We start from the raw sequence: 14,575 nt of genomic DNA, 5'->3' as shown, positions 1-14,575 counted from the left end.
GAACTGCAATGATACGCTTTGTACCGATATTTGTACAACAATAACCTTTCGATTATGTTACCGTGGTTCTCAAGGCCGGCACGCCCGGTCACTAGTAGGACCGACACAGTGAGAGGTGCCCATGTCCGTGCACGTCGAGCCCGCCGTGGAGGCGGGCCGCCGCAGCCACGAGTTCGTGGTGGTCGTCAACGCCGTCCAGCACACGGTCGAGTCCGATCGGCTCACCTACGAACGGGTCGTGAACCTGGCCTACCCGCAGCCGCCCGCGCCCGGGATGCGGTTCACCGTGACTTTCCGCAAGGCCAAGCAGCCGCACGAGGGCAGCCTGGCCCCGGGCCAGTCGGTCGAGGTCAAGAAGTCGGGGACGGTTTTCAATGTCACGCCGACCTCTAAGTCGTAGCGCCGACCTGCTGCGGCTGCGCGAGGAGGGGTACGACCTGGACATCCAGGCCGGCCACCTGCTGGTGCGGGTGCCGTACGCCACCGCCGAGCGGACGGTGGCGTACGGCACGCTGGTGTCCTCGCTGGCCCTGGCCGGGGACCAGACCATGGCTCCGGACACCCACGTGGTGTTCTTCATCGGCGAGCGGCCCGACGAGCAGCCGTGCGACGCGCAGGGCCAGCGGCTCGTCGAGCTCATCCACCAGGACGGCCCAATCGAACTCAGCAGCGGACTGGTCGCCGGATGCGGGTTCTCCCACAAGCCCGACCCCACCTACCCCGACTACTACGCCAAGATGGCCACCTACGCGGACATGCTGCTGGGCTATGCCCAGGTCCTCGACCCGGACGCGACCACCCGGACCTTCCCGCCCGTGCCGGCCGAGGAGGACGAGTCGGTGTTCCGCTATATCGACTCCGCCACCAGCCGGGCCCGGATCGGCATGGTCACCGAGAAGCTGGCCGGGCACAGGGTGGCCATCATCGGGCTCGGGGGAACCGGCTCCTACATCCTGGACCTGCTGGCGAAGACTCCCGTCTGCGAGATCCGGCTCTACGACCGCGACCAGCTGCTGACCCACAACGCCTTTCGCTCCCCCGGGGCGCCCACGCTCGAGCAGCTGCGCGCGGCGCCCCGCAAGGTCGAGCACTTCCAGACCATCTACGACGCCATGCATCGCCGGGTGATCGCCCATCCGGTCCACGTTGACGAGTCGAACATCGACCAGCTGCGCGAGCTGGACTTCGTGTTCGTGGCGATCGACGCCGGGCCTGCGAAGAAGCTGATTCTGCGCGCGCTGCAGAGCTTCGGCGTGCCCTTCATAGACACTGGCATGGGCATCTACCAGGCTGGCCAGTCCCTCGGCGGGATCGTGCGAACTACCGCCAGCCTACCCGGGAACACCGAGCACATCTGGGACAACGACAGGATCTCCTTCGCCGACGAGGCCGACGCCGACTACGACCAGAACATCCAGATCGCGGATCTGAACATGCTCAACGCGGTGATGGCCGTCATCCGGTGGAAGAAGTCGCTTGGGTTCTACCTGAACTTCGAGCACGAGCTCTCCAGCGCCTACACCATCGACGGCAACCACCTGCTCAACCACGACCAGACCGCGGAGGACCACGTCCAGGAAGACCCCGCCGCGTGAGTCCTGCGGACGTCCTCGAGCCCAAGTTCGTGGAGCTCATCCCGGCCGAGGCCCAGCCCGGGATCCTGTACGTCTCGATGACCTATGCCACCACCGCCCACCTGTGTCCCTGCGGCTGCGGCCACCGCGTCGTGCTGCCGCTGAGCCCCGCGCAGTGGCGGCTGTATTACGACGGCGACGCCATCTCACTCACGCCTTCAGTCGGGAACTGGGACTGCCCCTGCCGCTCGCACTACTGGATCAGGCACAACACGATCATCTGGGCGCGACGCTGGAGCGCCCTCGAGGTCGACCACGCCCGCAAACACGACGCTGCAGACCTCAAAAGCTACTACTCGCGCCGACTGGCAGGCGACGCTCACCCGGGCTAGCAACAGCCCGTCGGCAGGCGAGGCCACGCCGCGGTCGCGGTCACCCGGAGACTGCGTCGATGGATCAGCCGCCGCAGCTGATCATGCCCGCGTGCCGTAGGCCCGATCAACGCTGATTCGCGCCCGTAGGGCCCGCGGGCCGCGCACACAGGGGAGATTGTCGCTGCGTCCAGCAGCCCATCTCGTTCACCAGGCACGGCGACGGTGGCCACCGGTCCGGGCGGGCAGCTCGCGCCGGACGGCGTTGGTGGCCGCGGCCACCAACGCGGCGGCATGGACCGGGCAGGCCATCGCGCAGATCAACCGACACGACCAGCACCACGGTGGACACTCCGAGTCCTTCGAACCAGATACGTCCACCGAGCAGTAAGTGGAAGTGATCGTTCGTGAGGGCCGACCGGTGACGGTCCGGACGCTAGCGGTCGGTCCAGGTGCCGGCCCGCCGAACGTTGTCAAACGCATCTGGCATGTTCATGGCACGGCTGCCAAAAGATCTAGAGATAACACTCACTGACCTGCATCAATACTGGTGGGCGCGGCAGGGTTCGAACCTGCGACCGCTCGGGTGTAAACCGAGTGCTCTCCCGCTGAGCTACGCGCCCGGACCCTGACGTCTCGGTCTCTGACCGGGCCGAACCGGCCAGGTCAGAGACCGAGGTTAGCTCAGACCGAAGCCAGTGCCTTCTTCCAGGCGCCCTGGTCGCGCGCCTCACCGGGCCCGTTGACCTCGGCGAACTGGACGATGCCGGACTTGTCGACCAGGAACGTGCCGCGTACCGACATCCCCCGGCTCTCCTCGAACACGTCGTAGGCCTTCGCCACGGCACCGTGCGGCCAGAAGTCCGACAGCAGCGGGAAGTCGTAGTTCTGCGCCTGCGACCACGCCTTCAGTGCGAACGGATGATCGACCGACACCGCCAGTACCTGCACGTCGTCGTTCTGGAAGCTGCCGATGTCATCACGCACCGCGCAGAGCTCACCGGTGCAGATGCCGGAGAACGCGAACGGGTAGAACACCACGAGGACGTTCCGCTCGCCCCGGAAACTGGACAGCGTCACCTCCTCGTTGTTCTGGTCCCGCAGAGTGAAATCGGGTGCCTCGGACCCGACCTGGGGTGCCATGGACGTCCTGCCTCCTCAGCGCAGCACTAAGTCACGTCGATCGACGTGACCATCGAAAGCCTAGTCGCGGACTGTCAGCGCCGGGACTTGGCCGCCCTCGGCGCCACCAGCCTTGCACCAGCCCACTCCTCGCTGACGCTGACGTTCGACGTCTGGGAGAGCCCGGCGGTCGGTGCGGCCTCAGCGATCTCGCTGGGCTCCACGTGACCTCGGCGACCCGTCTTGGGTGTCAGTACCCAGACCACTCCACTGTCGGTCAGCGGGGTGCCGGCGTCGACCAGTGCATCCGCAAGGTCGCCGTCGCCCTCCCGCCACCAGAGTAGAACGACGTCGACCACCTCGTCGGAGTCCTCGTCGACCAGGTCATCCCCACAGCGCTCCTCGACCGCGTTGCGGATCTCGTCATCGACGTCTGAGTCCCAGCCAAGCTCTTGAACCACCATGCCGGGTTCAATGCCGAGCCTCCCGGCGATGTCGGCCTTGCCGGCGTCTCCCGCGGCGGCGACCACGATGTGTCCCTCCCAGTTTCTCTTTTGCTCGACTCGCGATCTCCGCGTGCGAGTTTGCCCACTTCTCGGATGCGGAATCCGAACACGTTCGATCCCCTCACCGCAACCGGACGCACCGAGATCGTTTGACGTATTAGTGCGATACCGCCCTGCGCGGTTCCCCCCACAGGGGGCACGATGGTATTCACCGTGGCAACTAGCAACCTCGCCAGAGGCCCCACCGGAGCACCGAACAGCCCCGGCGGGGCGGACCGATAACTCAGGGAGACCCCCGTGACCGGCCAGAACAGAGTCCATGTCATCCGCGACGGGCTGGCGGCTTACCTGCCCGACGTCGACCCGGACGAGACCGAGGAGTGGCTGGACTCCTTCGACGGCATGCTCGACACGTCCGGACAGCAGCGCGCGCGTTATTTGTTGCTCCGGTTGCTCCAGCGGGCCCGCGAGCGCCACGTCGGGGTGCCCGCGCTCACCAGCACGGACTACGTGAACACGATCCCGACCGAGCGGGAGCCCTGGTTCCCCGGTGACGAGGAGTCCGAGCGGGCCTACCGGCGGTGGATCCGGTGGAACGCCGCGATGATGGTGCACCGGGCCCAGCGCCCCGGCGTCGGCGTCGGCGGCCACATCTCCACCTACGCCTCCTCGTCGACCCTGTACGAGGTCGGCTTCAACCACTTCTTCCGGGGCAAGGACCACCCCGGCGGCGGCGACCAGGTCTACATCCAGGGGCACGCCTCGCCCGGCATCTACGCCAGGGCGTTCCTGGAGGGCCGGCTGACCGAGGACCAGCTGGACGGTTTCCGCCAGGAGATCTCGCACGGCGGGCCGGGCCACGGGCTGCCGTCCTACCCGCACCCCCGGCTGATGCCGGGCTTCTGGGAGTTCCCCACGGTCTCCATGGGCCTCGGCCCGCTCAACGCCATCATGCAGGCCCGGTTCAACCGCTACCTGCACGACCGGGGCATCAAGGACACCTCCCAGCAGCACGTCTGGGCGTTCCTCGGCGACGGCGAGATGGACGAGCCGGAGTCGCGCGGCCTGATCCACGTGGGCGCCACCGAGGGCCTGGACAACCTGACCTTCGTGATCAACTGCAACCTGCAGCGGTTGGACGGGCCGGTGCGCGGCAACGGGAAGATCATCCAGGAGCTGGAGTCCTACTTCCGGGGCGCCGGCTGGAACGTCATCAAGGTGATCTGGGGCCGGGAGTGGGACGCGCTGCTGCACGCCGACCGGGACGGCGCCCTGATCAACCTGATGAACACCACCCCGGACGGCGACTACCAGACCTACAAGGCCAACGACGGCGGCTACGTCCGGGACCACTTCTTCGGCCGTGACCCCCGGACGAAGTCGCTGGTCTCGGACATGTCCGACCAGCAGATCTGGAACCTCAAGCGGGGCGGCCACGACTACCGCAAGGTGCACGCGGCGTACGCGGCCGCGGTGGAACACAACGGCCAGCCGACCGTGATCCTGGCCAAGACGATCAAGGGTTACGGGCTGGGCTCGCACTTCGAGGGCCGCAACGCGACGCACCAGATGAAGAAGCTGACCCTGGACGACCTGAAGGCGTTCCGGGACACCCAGCGCATCCCGGTCTCGGACGCGGAGCTCGAGCGCGACCCGTACCTGCCGCCGTACTACCACCCTGGCAAGGACTCCCCGGAGATCCAGTACCTGCTGGAGCGGCGCCGGCTGCTCGGCGGTGCGGTGCCCAACCGCAAGGTGACGGCCAAGCCTCTGGTGCTGCCCGGGGACAAGGTCTACGACGTGGTCCGGCGCGGCTCCGGCAAGCAGGAGGTGGCCACCACGATGGCCTTCGTCCGGCTGCTCCGGGACCTGATCAAGGACAAGGAGATCGGCGCCCGGTTCGTGCCGATCATCCCGGACGAGGCGCGCACGTTCGGCATGGACTCGATGTTCCCGACCCAGAAGATCTACAACCCGCACGGCCAGCTGTACACCTCGGTGGACGCCGAGCTGATGCTGGCCTACCGGGAGAGCGAGCAGGGCCAGCTGCTGCACGAGGGCATCAACGAGGCGGGCTCGGTGGCCTCGTTCACCGCGGCCGGCACCTCGTACGCCACCCACGGCGAACCGATGATCCCGCTGTACATCTTCTACTCGATGTTCGGTTTCCAGCGCACCGGCGACGGGATCTGGGCCGCCGCCGACCAGATGGCCAAGGGCTTCCTGCTCGGGGCCACCGCCGGACGGACCACCCTGACCGGTGAGGGCCTGCAGCACAACGACGGGCACTCGCTGCTGCTGGCGGCGACCAACCCGGCGGTGCTGGCGTACGACCCGGCGTTCTCGTTCGAGATCGGGCACATCGTGCGCGACGCGCTGGACCGGATGTACGGCGACGACGAGGCCCGGGCGGGTCGCGACCCGAACGTCTTCTACTACCTGGCCCTCTACAACGACCCGTACGTGCAGCCCGCGGAGCCGGCGGACCTGGACGTGGACGGGCTGCTGCGGGGCCTGTACCGGTACCAGGCCGCGCCGGAGCAGTTCGACCGGCGGGTGCGCCTGCTGGCCTCCGGGGTCGCCCTGCCGTGGGCGCTGCGGGCACAGGAGCTGCTTGCCGAGCACTGGTCGGTGTCCGCCGAGGTGTGGTCGGTGACGTCCTGGGGCGAGCTGCGCCGCGACGGCGTGGAGTGCGAGCAGCACAACCTGCTGCACCCGGACGCCGAGCCCCGGGTGCCGTACCTGAGGCGGGCGCTGGCCGACCCGGAGGGCACCGCCGGCCCGGTGATCGCGGTGTCGGACTGGATGCGCGCGGTGCAGGACCTCATCCGCCCGTGGGTGCCGGCCGACTTCTATTCGCTGGGCACCGACGGGTTCGGTCTCTCCGACACCCGTCCGGCGGCACGGCGCCACTTCGCGGTGGATGCAGAGTCGATCACGGTTCAGGCACTCGCCGCTCTGGTGGATCGGGGCGAACTGGACCGGGCCACCCTGGTGTCGGCTGCGGGCAAGTACCGCATCGACGATCCGAAAGCGGCCGCACCGCAGACCTCGGATCCGGGAGTCGCCTGAGCCGGCCGTCGGCTATTCGCGCCCGGGAGCCTCGGGGAATTGTCCCGGGGAATGACTATCGAGCCGGTGCGCGATGTCGGACCAGGCCGACGCTAGCTCGCTGACCTGCACAGATCCGGATCCGGGAGCCTCGGATTCGGATCTGTGCAGGCGACTCGGCGACCGCCGCGGGGCCCACTCGGGATTAGTCCGAAGGCATTGCACTTCAGCTCCAATCACCCCACCTGGCGAAGGCCCTCCCCCATTCGGGCCAGGCGCGGTACTCTGCCGCCGTTGCTCTTTCTCGTCCGGGGGGTACTCGGCCGGGGATTGCATCCCAGCCCGCGTCAGGAACGCTGCGGGTCGGCGCGATATCCGGGGCAAGCGCCCGGAATTTCAGTACGAGGAGAGTCAAGAATGGCAGAAGGCACCGTCAAGTGGTTCAACAGCGAGAAGGGCTACGGCTTCCTCGCTCCCGACGGTGGAGGCGCGGACGTATTCGTGCACTACTCATCCATCCAGAGCAGCGGTTACCGCACCCTGGATGAGGGGCAGCGCGTTTCGTTCGACGTTGAGCAGGGCCAGAAAGGCCCCCAGGCAACCAAGGTCACGCCACTAGGCTGACCACGATCATTCCTCTCCCCGAGGCAGGCCCGGTCGGCTTGCCTTCGGGGCCCGGCACCGATTTCGCCGAGGCCCCGGCCACCCTCTCGGGATGGCATGGGCAATCGTCGCGCTTTGGTGCGCAGATCGACCTGAGCCGCCGTATGGTTCGCCACCAACGGCCGCATTTCGTGCCATGCTGCCGGATGTGAGAACGGCGCGCGCGGTGTCCGGGACGACTGTGTCCGACCGGACCCGGCGCCGCCTCGAGCAGGCTTCCGGCAGCCTGGCCATCACCAGCGTCACCGCCATGTCCGAGCGGCTGCCCTGGTTCCGCCGGCTCTCCGCTGACCAGCGGGCCGGTGTGCTACTGGTGACCCAGACCGGTGTCACCAACTTCGCGACGTGGCTCGGTGAGCCCGGCGAGACTATCCGGCTCACCGCTGAGGCCTTCCGCAACGCCCCCCGCGACCTGGCCCGCCGGATCAGCCTGCGCCAGACAGTCGAGCTGGTGCGGGTCGCCATCGAGACGTTCGAACATCAACTTCCGCTGCTGGCCGGCGACGACCGGGAACGCCAGCTGCTGGTGGAGGGGATCCTGCGGTTCGGCCGGGAGATCGCGTTCGCGGCCGCCACGGTGTATGCCAGCGCGGCGGAGTCCCGTGGGGCCTGGGACGCCCGGCTGGAGGCGCTGATCGTCGACGGGGTGGTCCGGGGCGAGGTGGACGACGCGCTGGTGTCCCGCTCCTCCGCGCTGGGTTGGGACGCCGAGCAGCCGGTCACCGTGCTGGTCGGCAGCCCGCCGCCGGAGAACCAGCCCGAGCCGCTGACCGCGATGCGCCGCACCGCCACCCGGCTCGGCCGCTCGGTCCTGTTGGGCGTGCAGGGCGCCCGGCTGGTCGCGCTGCTGTCCGGTGCACTGCCCGGGCTGTCGGGCACCTCCGTGACCGCGAGCGGCTCGGGCACCGGCTCTGGGTCCGGCCCGGCGGTCGGCAACGGGGCCGCCGGGCTGGGCCCGGCCGAGCGGCTGACCGAGACGTTCGGCCCCGGTCCGGTGGTCATCGGGCCGACCGCCCCCACCCTGGCCGCCGCACACGCCAGCGCGCGGGACGCGCTGCAGGGGTTGCGCGCGGTGACCGGCTGGCCCGCCGCGCCCCGGCCGGTGCGCGCCGAGGACCTGCTGCCGGAACGCGCGCTGGCCGGCGATCCGTGGGCGAAGGCGCAGCTGATCACCTCGGTCGTACAGCCGCTGACCTCGGCCGGCGGCGAGCTCGGCCGCACACTGGCCAGCTACCTCGACGGCGGGGGCGCACTCGAGTCCTGTGCCCGCGCGCTGTTCGTCCATCCCAATACGGTGCGCTACCGGTTACGCCGAGTGTCTGATGTCACCGGCCTCGATCCCACCGATCCTCGGCACGCGCTTGTACTCCGGATCGCGCTCATCATGGGTCGGCTGAATCCGCCCGAGTGACCCCGACGCGCATCCTGAGCAGCGGCGATACCTACTTGACCCTACAAATTCACTTTGCCATTACCAGTGTGAACAGGGTCATGTTTGGAGGAAACCTCCAAAGCGCGCCGGCGGAGTTGGTATGCGTCGTCACCCCCACGGGAGCCGGTGACAGTGTTGGCTGTGCCGAGTGATTGCCGTGCTCGCCCCCGGACAGGGGTCTCAGACACCCGGAATGCTCGGTCCCTGGCTCACCGGCCCGAGAGCCGAGCAAACCGACGCAGCGTCGACCGTGGCGCGTTGGTCCGAAAGCACCGGGTTGGACCTGGCGCAGCTCGGGACCACCGCGACCGCGGACGAGATCAAGGACACCGCGGTCACCCAGCCCCTGATCGTGGCTGCCGCCCTGCTCGCCTACAAACAGCTGCTCGCCGCCCTGGGCGGCGACGAGGCGGGCGAGCTGGCGCTGGCCGGCTGCCCCACCGCCGGGCACTCGGTCGGTGAGCTGGCCGCCGCGGCCATCGCGGGTTCGCTCAGCGCCGACGCCGCCGTGGAGCTCGCCGCGGTCCGTGGCCGGGAGATGGCGGCCGCCTGCGCGCTGGAGAGCACCGGTATGAGTGCGGTGCTCGGCGGCAAGCCGGAGGAGGTGCTCGACCGGCTGGCCGAGCTCGGCCTGGACCCGGCCAACCAGAACGGCGCGGGCCAGGTGGTCGCGGCCGGGCCGATCGGGGCGCTGGAGCAGCTCTCCGCCAACCCCCCGGAGCGGGCCAGGGTGATCTCGCTGGCGGTGGCCGGCGCGTTCCACACGCGGTTCATGGCGCCCGCCGAGGAGGCCCTGCGCGGCTACGCCGACAAGCTGGACTTCGCCGACCCGTCCCGCCCGATGCTGTCCAACGCCGACGGCACCGAGGTCGGCTCCGGCGCCGCCCTGCGCGACCGGCTGGTCGCCCAGGTGACGCTGCCGGTGCGCTGGGACCTGTGCATGGCCGCACTGCGCGACCTCGGGGTGGGCGCGGTCGTCGAACTGGCGCCGGCCGGCACCCTCAGCGGGCTGGTCAAGCGCGAACTGCGGGGCACCGCCACGCTGCCATTGAAGAGCCCTGACGATCTCGACAAGGTCGCCGGGCTGCTCGCCGAACACACCGGAGGTTCCTCATGACCCGCGCTGGCAAGTCGCTGCGGCTGATCCCGGCCGCACCCGGCGCCCGCATCCTGGGTTGGGGCAGCTCGCAGCCGGACCACATCGTCACCAACGACGACCTGGCCAAGCGGGTGGACACCAACGACCAGTGGATCCGTGAGCGGGTCGGCATCGTCAGCCGGCGGATCGCCGACAAGGACACCCTGCTGGTCGACATGGCCGCGGACGCCGGCTCCAAGGCGATCGCCGACGCCGGGCTCGGTCCGGCCGACGTGGACACCGTGCTGGTCGCCACCTGCACCATGCCCAACCCGATCCCCAACGCGGCCGCCCAGGTCGCGCACAAGATCGGCATCTCGGCGCCGGGCGCGTTCGACCTCAACGCCGCGTGCGCGGGGTTCTGCTACGGGATGGGCATGGCCTCGGACCTGATCCGGGCCGGCTCGTCGCGCAACGTACTGGTGATCGGCGCGGAGAAGCTGTCCGACTGGCTGGACTGGGACGACCGGTCCACCTGCATTATCTTCGCCGACGGAGCGGGCGCCGCGGTGCTCGGTCCGGCCGAGACCGCCGAGGAGATCGGCGTCGGCCCGCTGGTCTGGGGCAGCGACGGCGAGATGCACGAGGTGATCCGGATCGAGCAGGCCAGCAGCAGCATCCGCCAGGAGGGCCAGACCGTCTTCCGCTGGGCCACCACCCAGATCGCGCCGATCGCACTGCGCGCCATCGAGCTGGCCGGGCTCACCCCGGCGGACATCGACGTGTTCGTCCCGCACCAGGCCAACCTGCGCATCGTCGAGGCGGTCGCCCGGCGGCTGCGCAAGGCCGGTGCCAGGGAGGACATGCGGGTCGCACAGGACATCGTGCACTCGGGCAACACCTCGTCGGCGTCCATCCCGCTGGCCATCGACCACATGCGGGCGGCTGGTGAGATCTCCCGGGGCGACGTCGTGCTGCTGGTCGGCTTCGGTGCAGGCCTCAGCTACGCCGGTCAGGTGGTGGTCTGCCCGTAGCCGACCGGACCGACCCCGACGCCACTCCCGACACCCACACCAATCAGACTCGGCGGGCAAGATCCGCCAAGATTCCATCCGCCAAGGTTTCATTCAGGAAAGGGATACCCACGTGAGCAACGAAGACATCCTCTCTGGTCTCGCCGAGATCGTCGAAGAGATCGCCGGAGTGGACGCCGCCGAGGTGACCGCGGACAAGTCGTTCGTCGACGACCTCGACATCGACTCGCTGTCCATGGTCGAGATCGCCGTGCAGGCCGAGGACAAGTTCGGCGTGAAGATCCCGGACGACCAGCTGGCCGAGCTGAAGACCGTTGGCGATGCGGTTGACTACATCGCAAAGTCGAAGTGACCTCGAACAACGACGTCGTTGTCACCGGGCTCGGCGCCACGACCCCGCTCGGCGGGGACGTGGCGTCGACCTGGGAGGCCCTGCTGGCAGGTAAGTCCGGGGTGTCCCGGATCGAGGCGGAGTGGGTGGAGCGCTTCGAGCTGCCGGTGAAGATCGCCGCACAGCTCGCCGTCGAGCCCAGTGAGGTGCTCAAGCGCGTCGAGGCCCGCCGGCTGGACCGCTGCGAGCAGGTGGCGATCATCGCCGCCCGGGAGGCCTGGCAGCACGCCGGCGCCCCCGAGGTCGAGCCCGAGCGCCTGGCCGTGATCGTCGGCACCGGCATCGGCGGCGCGGTCACCCTGCTCACCCAGGACGACATCCTGGAGAACGACGGCGTCCGCAAGGTCAGCCCGCTCACCATCCCGATGCTGATGCCGAACGGGCCGGCCGCGCACGTCGGCCTGGAGTTCAAGGCCCGCGGCGGCGTGCACGCGCCGGTGTCAGCCTGTGCCTCCGGCGCCGAGGCGCTGGCCTGGGCCTGGCGGATGCTGAAGGCCGGCGAGGTGGACGTGGTGATCGCCGGCGGCGCGGAGGCCTGCATCACCGGCATCCCGCTGGCCGGGTTCACCCAGATGCGCGCCATGTGCATCAGCCACAACGACGACCCGGAACGCGCCTCGCGGCCGTTCGACGCGGCGCGGGACGGCTTCGTGCTGGGTGAGGGCGCCGGGATCATGGTCCTGGAGCGCGCCGAGTACGCCGCCGCCCGGGGTGCCACCGTGCACGGCCGGCTGGCCGGCATCGGCACCTCCTCCGACGCGTACCACATCACCGCGCCGGACCCGGAGGGCAGCGGCCAGGCCCGCGCGATGAAGGCGGCGCTGCGCAGCGGCGGACTGGAACCGGCCGACATCGGGCACGTCAACTGCCACGCCACCTCGACCCCGGTCGGGGACGTCGGCGAGGCGGTCTCGGTGCGCAAGGCGATCGGCGACCACCCGATCCTCACCGCACCGAAGGGCAGCCTCGGCCACCTGCTCGGCGCGGCCGGCGCGGTGGAGGGCATCGCCGCCCTGCTCTCCATCAGGGACGGGCTGATCCCGCCCACCGCCAACCTGGAGAACGTCGATCCGGGTGTCCAGCTCGACGTGGTGAGTGGTGAGGCGCGCAAGGTCGAGCTGACCGCCGCGCTGAACGACTCGTTCGGATTCGGCGGGCACAACGTCGCGCTCGCGTTCACCTCGGCATAGGGGCCGTCAAGCCAGCTAGCTCACTCCCACTGAAGGAGCTCGCAGATGACAGCGGTCGATATCCGCCCGCCCGTCACCGTCACCGCTGATACCAAGGCTGATAGAACGGCTGACAGTGCGGCTGACAACAAGGCCGCACCGGTCGACCCCAGGGATCCTGAGGTCCGGCTGGCGGCGCTGTTCGACGAGGGCACCTTGGTGCCGATGCACGCCAGGGACACCAGCGGTGTCCTGGCGGCGCACGGCCGGATCAACGGCGCCAAGGTGATCGCGTACTGCTCCGACGCCGCCAGGATGGGCGGTGCGATGGGGTCGGACGGCTGCCGGCGCATCGTGGAGGCCATCGACGCGGCGGTCCGGCTGCGCCGCCCGGTGATCGCACTGTGGCACTCCGGTGGTGCCCGCCTCGCCGAGGGTGTGGAGGCCCTCGACGCGGTCGGCCAGGTCTTCGCCGCGATGGTGCGGGCCTCCGGTCGGGTGCCGCAGCTCTCGGTGATCCTCGGCCCGGCCGCCGGCGGTGCCGCCTACGGGCCGGCGCTGACCGACGTGGTGATCATGGCCCCGGAGGGCCGGGTGTTCGTCACCGGCCCGGACGTGGTCCGCAGCGTGACCGGCGAGACCATCGACATGGAGGCCCTCGGCGGGCCGAGCGCACACGGCAAACGTTCCGGAGTGGTGCACGTGGTGGCCACCTCGGAGCTCGACGCGCTGTACCGGACCCGGCGGATCACCACCATGCTGACCCGCCCCGGGATCTTCGACGTCCGCTCGCTCGGCGAACCGCAAGACCTGCGGGCGCTGCTGCCGGAGCAGCGCAAGCGCGCATACGACGTCCGCCCGCTGATCCGCGCGGTGCTGGACGACGACCCGGTCGACCCGCACGGCTGCGCGTTCGAGGAGCTGCAGCCGAAGTGGGCGCCGAACATGGTCATCGGCTTCGGTCGCCTCGGCGGCCGCACGGTCGGGGTGCTGGCCAACAACCCGCTGCGGATGGGCGGCTGCCTGGACTCGATCTCGGCGGAGAAGGCGTCCCGGTTCGTCCGGATGTGCGACGCGTTCGGGGTGCCACTGCTGGTGCTGGTGGACGTGCCCGGCTACCTGCCCGGGGTCGGGCAGGAGTGGGACGGCGTGGTGCGGCGGGGGGCGAAGCTGCTGCACGCGTTCGCCGAGGCGGTGGTCCCCCGGGTCACGCTGGTCACCCGCAAGTCCTTCGGCGGTGCCTACATCGCGATGAACTCGCGCTCGCTGGGCGCCACGGCGGTCTTCGCCTGGCCGGACGCCGAGGTCGCCGTGATGGGGGCCAAGGCGGCGGTGGGCATCCTGCACCGCCGCGCGCTGGCCGCCGCCCCGGCCGACGAGCGGGAGGCCCTGCACGAGCAGCTCGCGCGGGAGCACGAACGCCTCGCCGGCGGCGTCAACCGGGCACTGGAGCTCGGTGTGGTGGACGAGGTCATCGAACCCCGCGACACCCGCCGCCGCCTCGTCGAAGCACTGGCCGAGGCACCCGCCGGACGCGGTGCGCACGGCAACATCCCGCTCTGAGGTTCTGAGGCTCTGAACGCGGCGCCTGCTGGGCTAGCAGGCGCCGCGCAGGGTGCTGCCCGACTTGCCGACGTCGATCTGGAGCGGGTTGCCGACCAGTGGGATGGACTCCCGCCAGCAGATCCGGCTGGTCTTCAGACCTTCCGGGCCGTCCTCAGGCCGCTGCACACTCAGGTACGAGACGAGCGCGACCAGGTGGCCCGGCGAGACCTCGTCGATACGGCTGAGCCGGATGGTGCCGTCCACCGTGGTGGCGTAGCCCTGCTGCCAGGCCGCCTCGGTCTGCTGACCGGCCCGGGCCGGCGTGACCGTGGCCGTCCACGCCGCGTAGTTCTTCGTGTTGATCGCGTCGAAGTAGCGGCTCAGCACGTCCTGCACGGCGGGCCCGGAGGAGTACGCCCAGGCATCGTTGCTGACCTCCAGGCTGGTCGACCCGGCGCCGGAGGCGGGCAGCGCGCGCGGCGCGGCCAGCGGCACCGCCCGCATCTGCGCCAGCCGGAGCCCGGCCACCCCGATCAAGGCGCCCACCAGCACGAGCAGCACCACGACCAGCGTCACCGCCCAGCGCCGGTCTCCACGTCTGGCCACCGCGAGAGCTTTACATATCGGGTGGCGTCATCA

14 protein-coding genes and 1 tRNA gene are annotated in these 14,575 nt (G+C 69.8%); 11 read left to right on the top strand and 4 right to left on the bottom strand.

Features of this window, described 5'->3' with window-relative positions:
• The first annotated feature begins 121 nt into the window (after positions 1 to 121).
• The 3 genes from ACTXG6_RS18695 to ACTXG6_RS18685 are packed head-to-tail and all read left to right on the top strand — an operon-like array spanning position 122 to position 1,966.
• Positions 122 to 400: a multiubiquitin domain-containing protein gene (locus ACTXG6_RS18695; RefSeq protein ID WP_445189098.1), complete on the top strand. Its 279-nt coding sequence runs from the start codon at positions 122 to 124 to the stop codon at positions 398 to 400.
• The gene (locus tag ACTXG6_RS18690; protein WP_445189097.1) at positions 375 to 1,595 is read left to right on the top strand and encodes a ThiF family adenylyltransferase; all 1,221 of its coding nucleotides are present in this window, start codon (positions 375 to 377) and stop codon (positions 1,593 to 1,595) included. The genes ACTXG6_RS18695 and ACTXG6_RS18690 overlap by 26 nt, the downstream gene beginning before the upstream one ends.
• On the top strand, positions 1,592 to 1,966 hold the full coding sequence (locus ACTXG6_RS18685) for a DUF6527 family protein (protein WP_445189096.1): 375 nt from the start codon (positions 1,592 to 1,594) through the stop codon (positions 1,964 to 1,966). Before ACTXG6_RS18690 ends, ACTXG6_RS18685 begins: the two co-directional genes overlap by 4 nt.
• A gap of 527 nt (positions 1,967 to 2,493) precedes the next feature.
• Here ACTXG6_RS18685 and ACTXG6_RS18680 read toward each other — a convergent pair.
• The 3 genes from ACTXG6_RS18680 to ACTXG6_RS18670 all read right to left on the bottom strand — a co-directional run bounded on the left by ACTXG6_RS18680 (position 2,494) and on the right by ACTXG6_RS18670 (position 3,597).
• Positions 2,494 to 2,568: transfer RNA gene (locus ACTXG6_RS18680), tRNA-Val, on the bottom strand.
• A 61-nt stretch (positions 2,569 to 2,629) separates the two neighbouring features.
• On the bottom strand, positions 2,630 to 3,088 hold the full coding sequence (locus tag ACTXG6_RS18675) for a peroxiredoxin (protein WP_445189095.1): 459 nt from the start codon (positions 3,086 to 3,088) through the stop codon (positions 2,630 to 2,632).
• 74 nt (positions 3,089 to 3,162) lie between these two features.
• The gene (locus ACTXG6_RS18670) at positions 3,163 to 3,597 is read right to left on the bottom strand and encodes a DUF3052 domain-containing protein (protein WP_445189094.1); all 435 of its coding nucleotides are present in this window, start codon (positions 3,595 to 3,597) and stop codon (positions 3,163 to 3,165) included.
• Positions 3,598 to 3,870: 273 nt separating this feature from the next.
• On the opposite strand from ACTXG6_RS18670, the gene aceE reads away from it, so the two are divergent.
• The 8 genes from aceE (at position 3,871) to ACTXG6_RS18630 (ending at position 13,954) form a co-directional block, all read left to right on the top strand.
• A complete protein-coding gene (gene aceE, locus ACTXG6_RS18665) occupies positions 3,871 to 6,645 on the top strand; it encodes a pyruvate dehydrogenase (acetyl-transferring), homodimeric type (protein WP_445189093.1) in 2,775 nt (924 codons plus the stop codon).
• A gap of 396 nt (positions 6,646 to 7,041) precedes the next feature.
• The gene (locus ACTXG6_RS18660) at positions 7,042 to 7,248 is read left to right on the top strand and encodes a cold-shock protein (RefSeq protein ID WP_028922377.1); all 207 of its coding nucleotides are present in this window, start codon (positions 7,042 to 7,044) and stop codon (positions 7,246 to 7,248) included.
• Positions 7,249 to 7,423: 175 nt separating this feature from the next.
• Entirely contained in the window at positions 7,424 to 8,698 is a 1,275-nt protein-coding gene (locus tag ACTXG6_RS18655; RefSeq protein ID WP_445189092.1) for a PucR family transcriptional regulator, read from the top strand.
• Positions 8,699 to 8,867: 169 nt separating this feature from the next.
• The gene (locus tag ACTXG6_RS18650) at positions 8,868 to 9,836 is read left to right on the top strand and encodes an ACP S-malonyltransferase (RefSeq protein ID WP_445189091.1); all 969 of its coding nucleotides are present in this window, start codon (positions 8,868 to 8,870) and stop codon (positions 9,834 to 9,836) included.
• Positions 9,833 to 10,831 (top strand): beta-ketoacyl-ACP synthase III, encoded by a 999-nt coding sequence (locus tag ACTXG6_RS18645; protein ID WP_445189090.1) that lies wholly within the window; start codon positions 9,833 to 9,835, stop codon positions 10,829 to 10,831. Before ACTXG6_RS18650 ends, ACTXG6_RS18645 begins: the two co-directional genes overlap by 4 nt.
• 112 nt (positions 10,832 to 10,943) lie before the next feature.
• A complete protein-coding gene (locus tag ACTXG6_RS18640; protein WP_325697897.1) occupies positions 10,944 to 11,183 on the top strand; it encodes an acyl carrier protein in 240 nt (79 codons plus the stop codon).
• Entirely contained in the window at positions 11,180 to 12,412 is a 1,233-nt protein-coding gene (locus ACTXG6_RS18635) for a beta-ketoacyl-[acyl-carrier-protein] synthase family protein (protein ID WP_445189089.1), read from the top strand. Before ACTXG6_RS18640 ends, ACTXG6_RS18635 begins: the two co-directional genes overlap by 4 nt.
• Positions 12,413 to 12,457: 45 nt before the next feature.
• Positions 12,458 to 13,954: an acyl-CoA carboxylase subunit beta gene (locus tag ACTXG6_RS18630; RefSeq protein ID WP_445189088.1), complete on the top strand. Its 1,497-nt coding sequence runs from the start codon at positions 12,458 to 12,460 to the stop codon at positions 13,952 to 13,954.
• Between the two features lie 33 nt (positions 13,955 to 13,987).
• Here ACTXG6_RS18630 and ACTXG6_RS18625 read toward each other — a convergent pair whose 3' ends face one another.
• Positions 13,988 to 14,542: a hypothetical protein gene (locus ACTXG6_RS18625; protein ID WP_445189087.1), complete on the bottom strand. Its 555-nt coding sequence runs from the start codon at positions 14,540 to 14,542 to the stop codon at positions 13,988 to 13,990.
• Positions 14,543 to 14,575: the final 33 nt, after the last annotated feature.

The sequence above is a fragment of the Pseudonocardia sp. Cha107L01 genome (assembly GCF_052566575.1).
Note: the sequence above shows the minus strand (reverse complement) of the source record. Positions and strands in the feature narration are given on the sequence as shown.

Bases quoted from the DNA above. Each gene is read 5' to 3' on its own strand.
- ACTXG6_RS18695 (WP_445189098.1), top strand. From the start codon at position 122: ATGTCCGTGCACGTCGAGCCCGCCGTGGAGGCGGGCCGCCGCAGCCAC.
- ACTXG6_RS18690 (WP_445189097.1), top strand. From the start codon at position 375: ATGTCACGCCGACCTCTAAGTCGTAGCGCCGACCTGCTGCGGCTGCGC.
- ACTXG6_RS18675 (WP_445189095.1), bottom strand. From the start codon at position 3,088: ATGGCACCCCAGGTCGGGTCCGAGGCACCCGATTTCACTCTGCGGGAC.
- ACTXG6_RS18660 (WP_028922377.1), top strand. From the start codon at position 7,042: ATGGCAGAAGGCACCGTCAAGTGGTTCAACAGCGAGAAGGGCTACGGC.
- ACTXG6_RS18655 (WP_445189092.1), top strand. From the start codon at position 7,424: ATGCTGCCGGATGTGAGAACGGCGCGCGCGGTGTCCGGGACGACTGTG.
- ACTXG6_RS18645 (WP_445189090.1), top strand. From the start codon at position 9,833: ATGACCCGCGCTGGCAAGTCGCTGCGGCTGATCCCGGCCGCACCCGGC.
- ACTXG6_RS18630 (WP_445189088.1), top strand. From the start codon at position 12,458: ATGACAGCGGTCGATATCCGCCCGCCCGTCACCGTCACCGCTGATACC.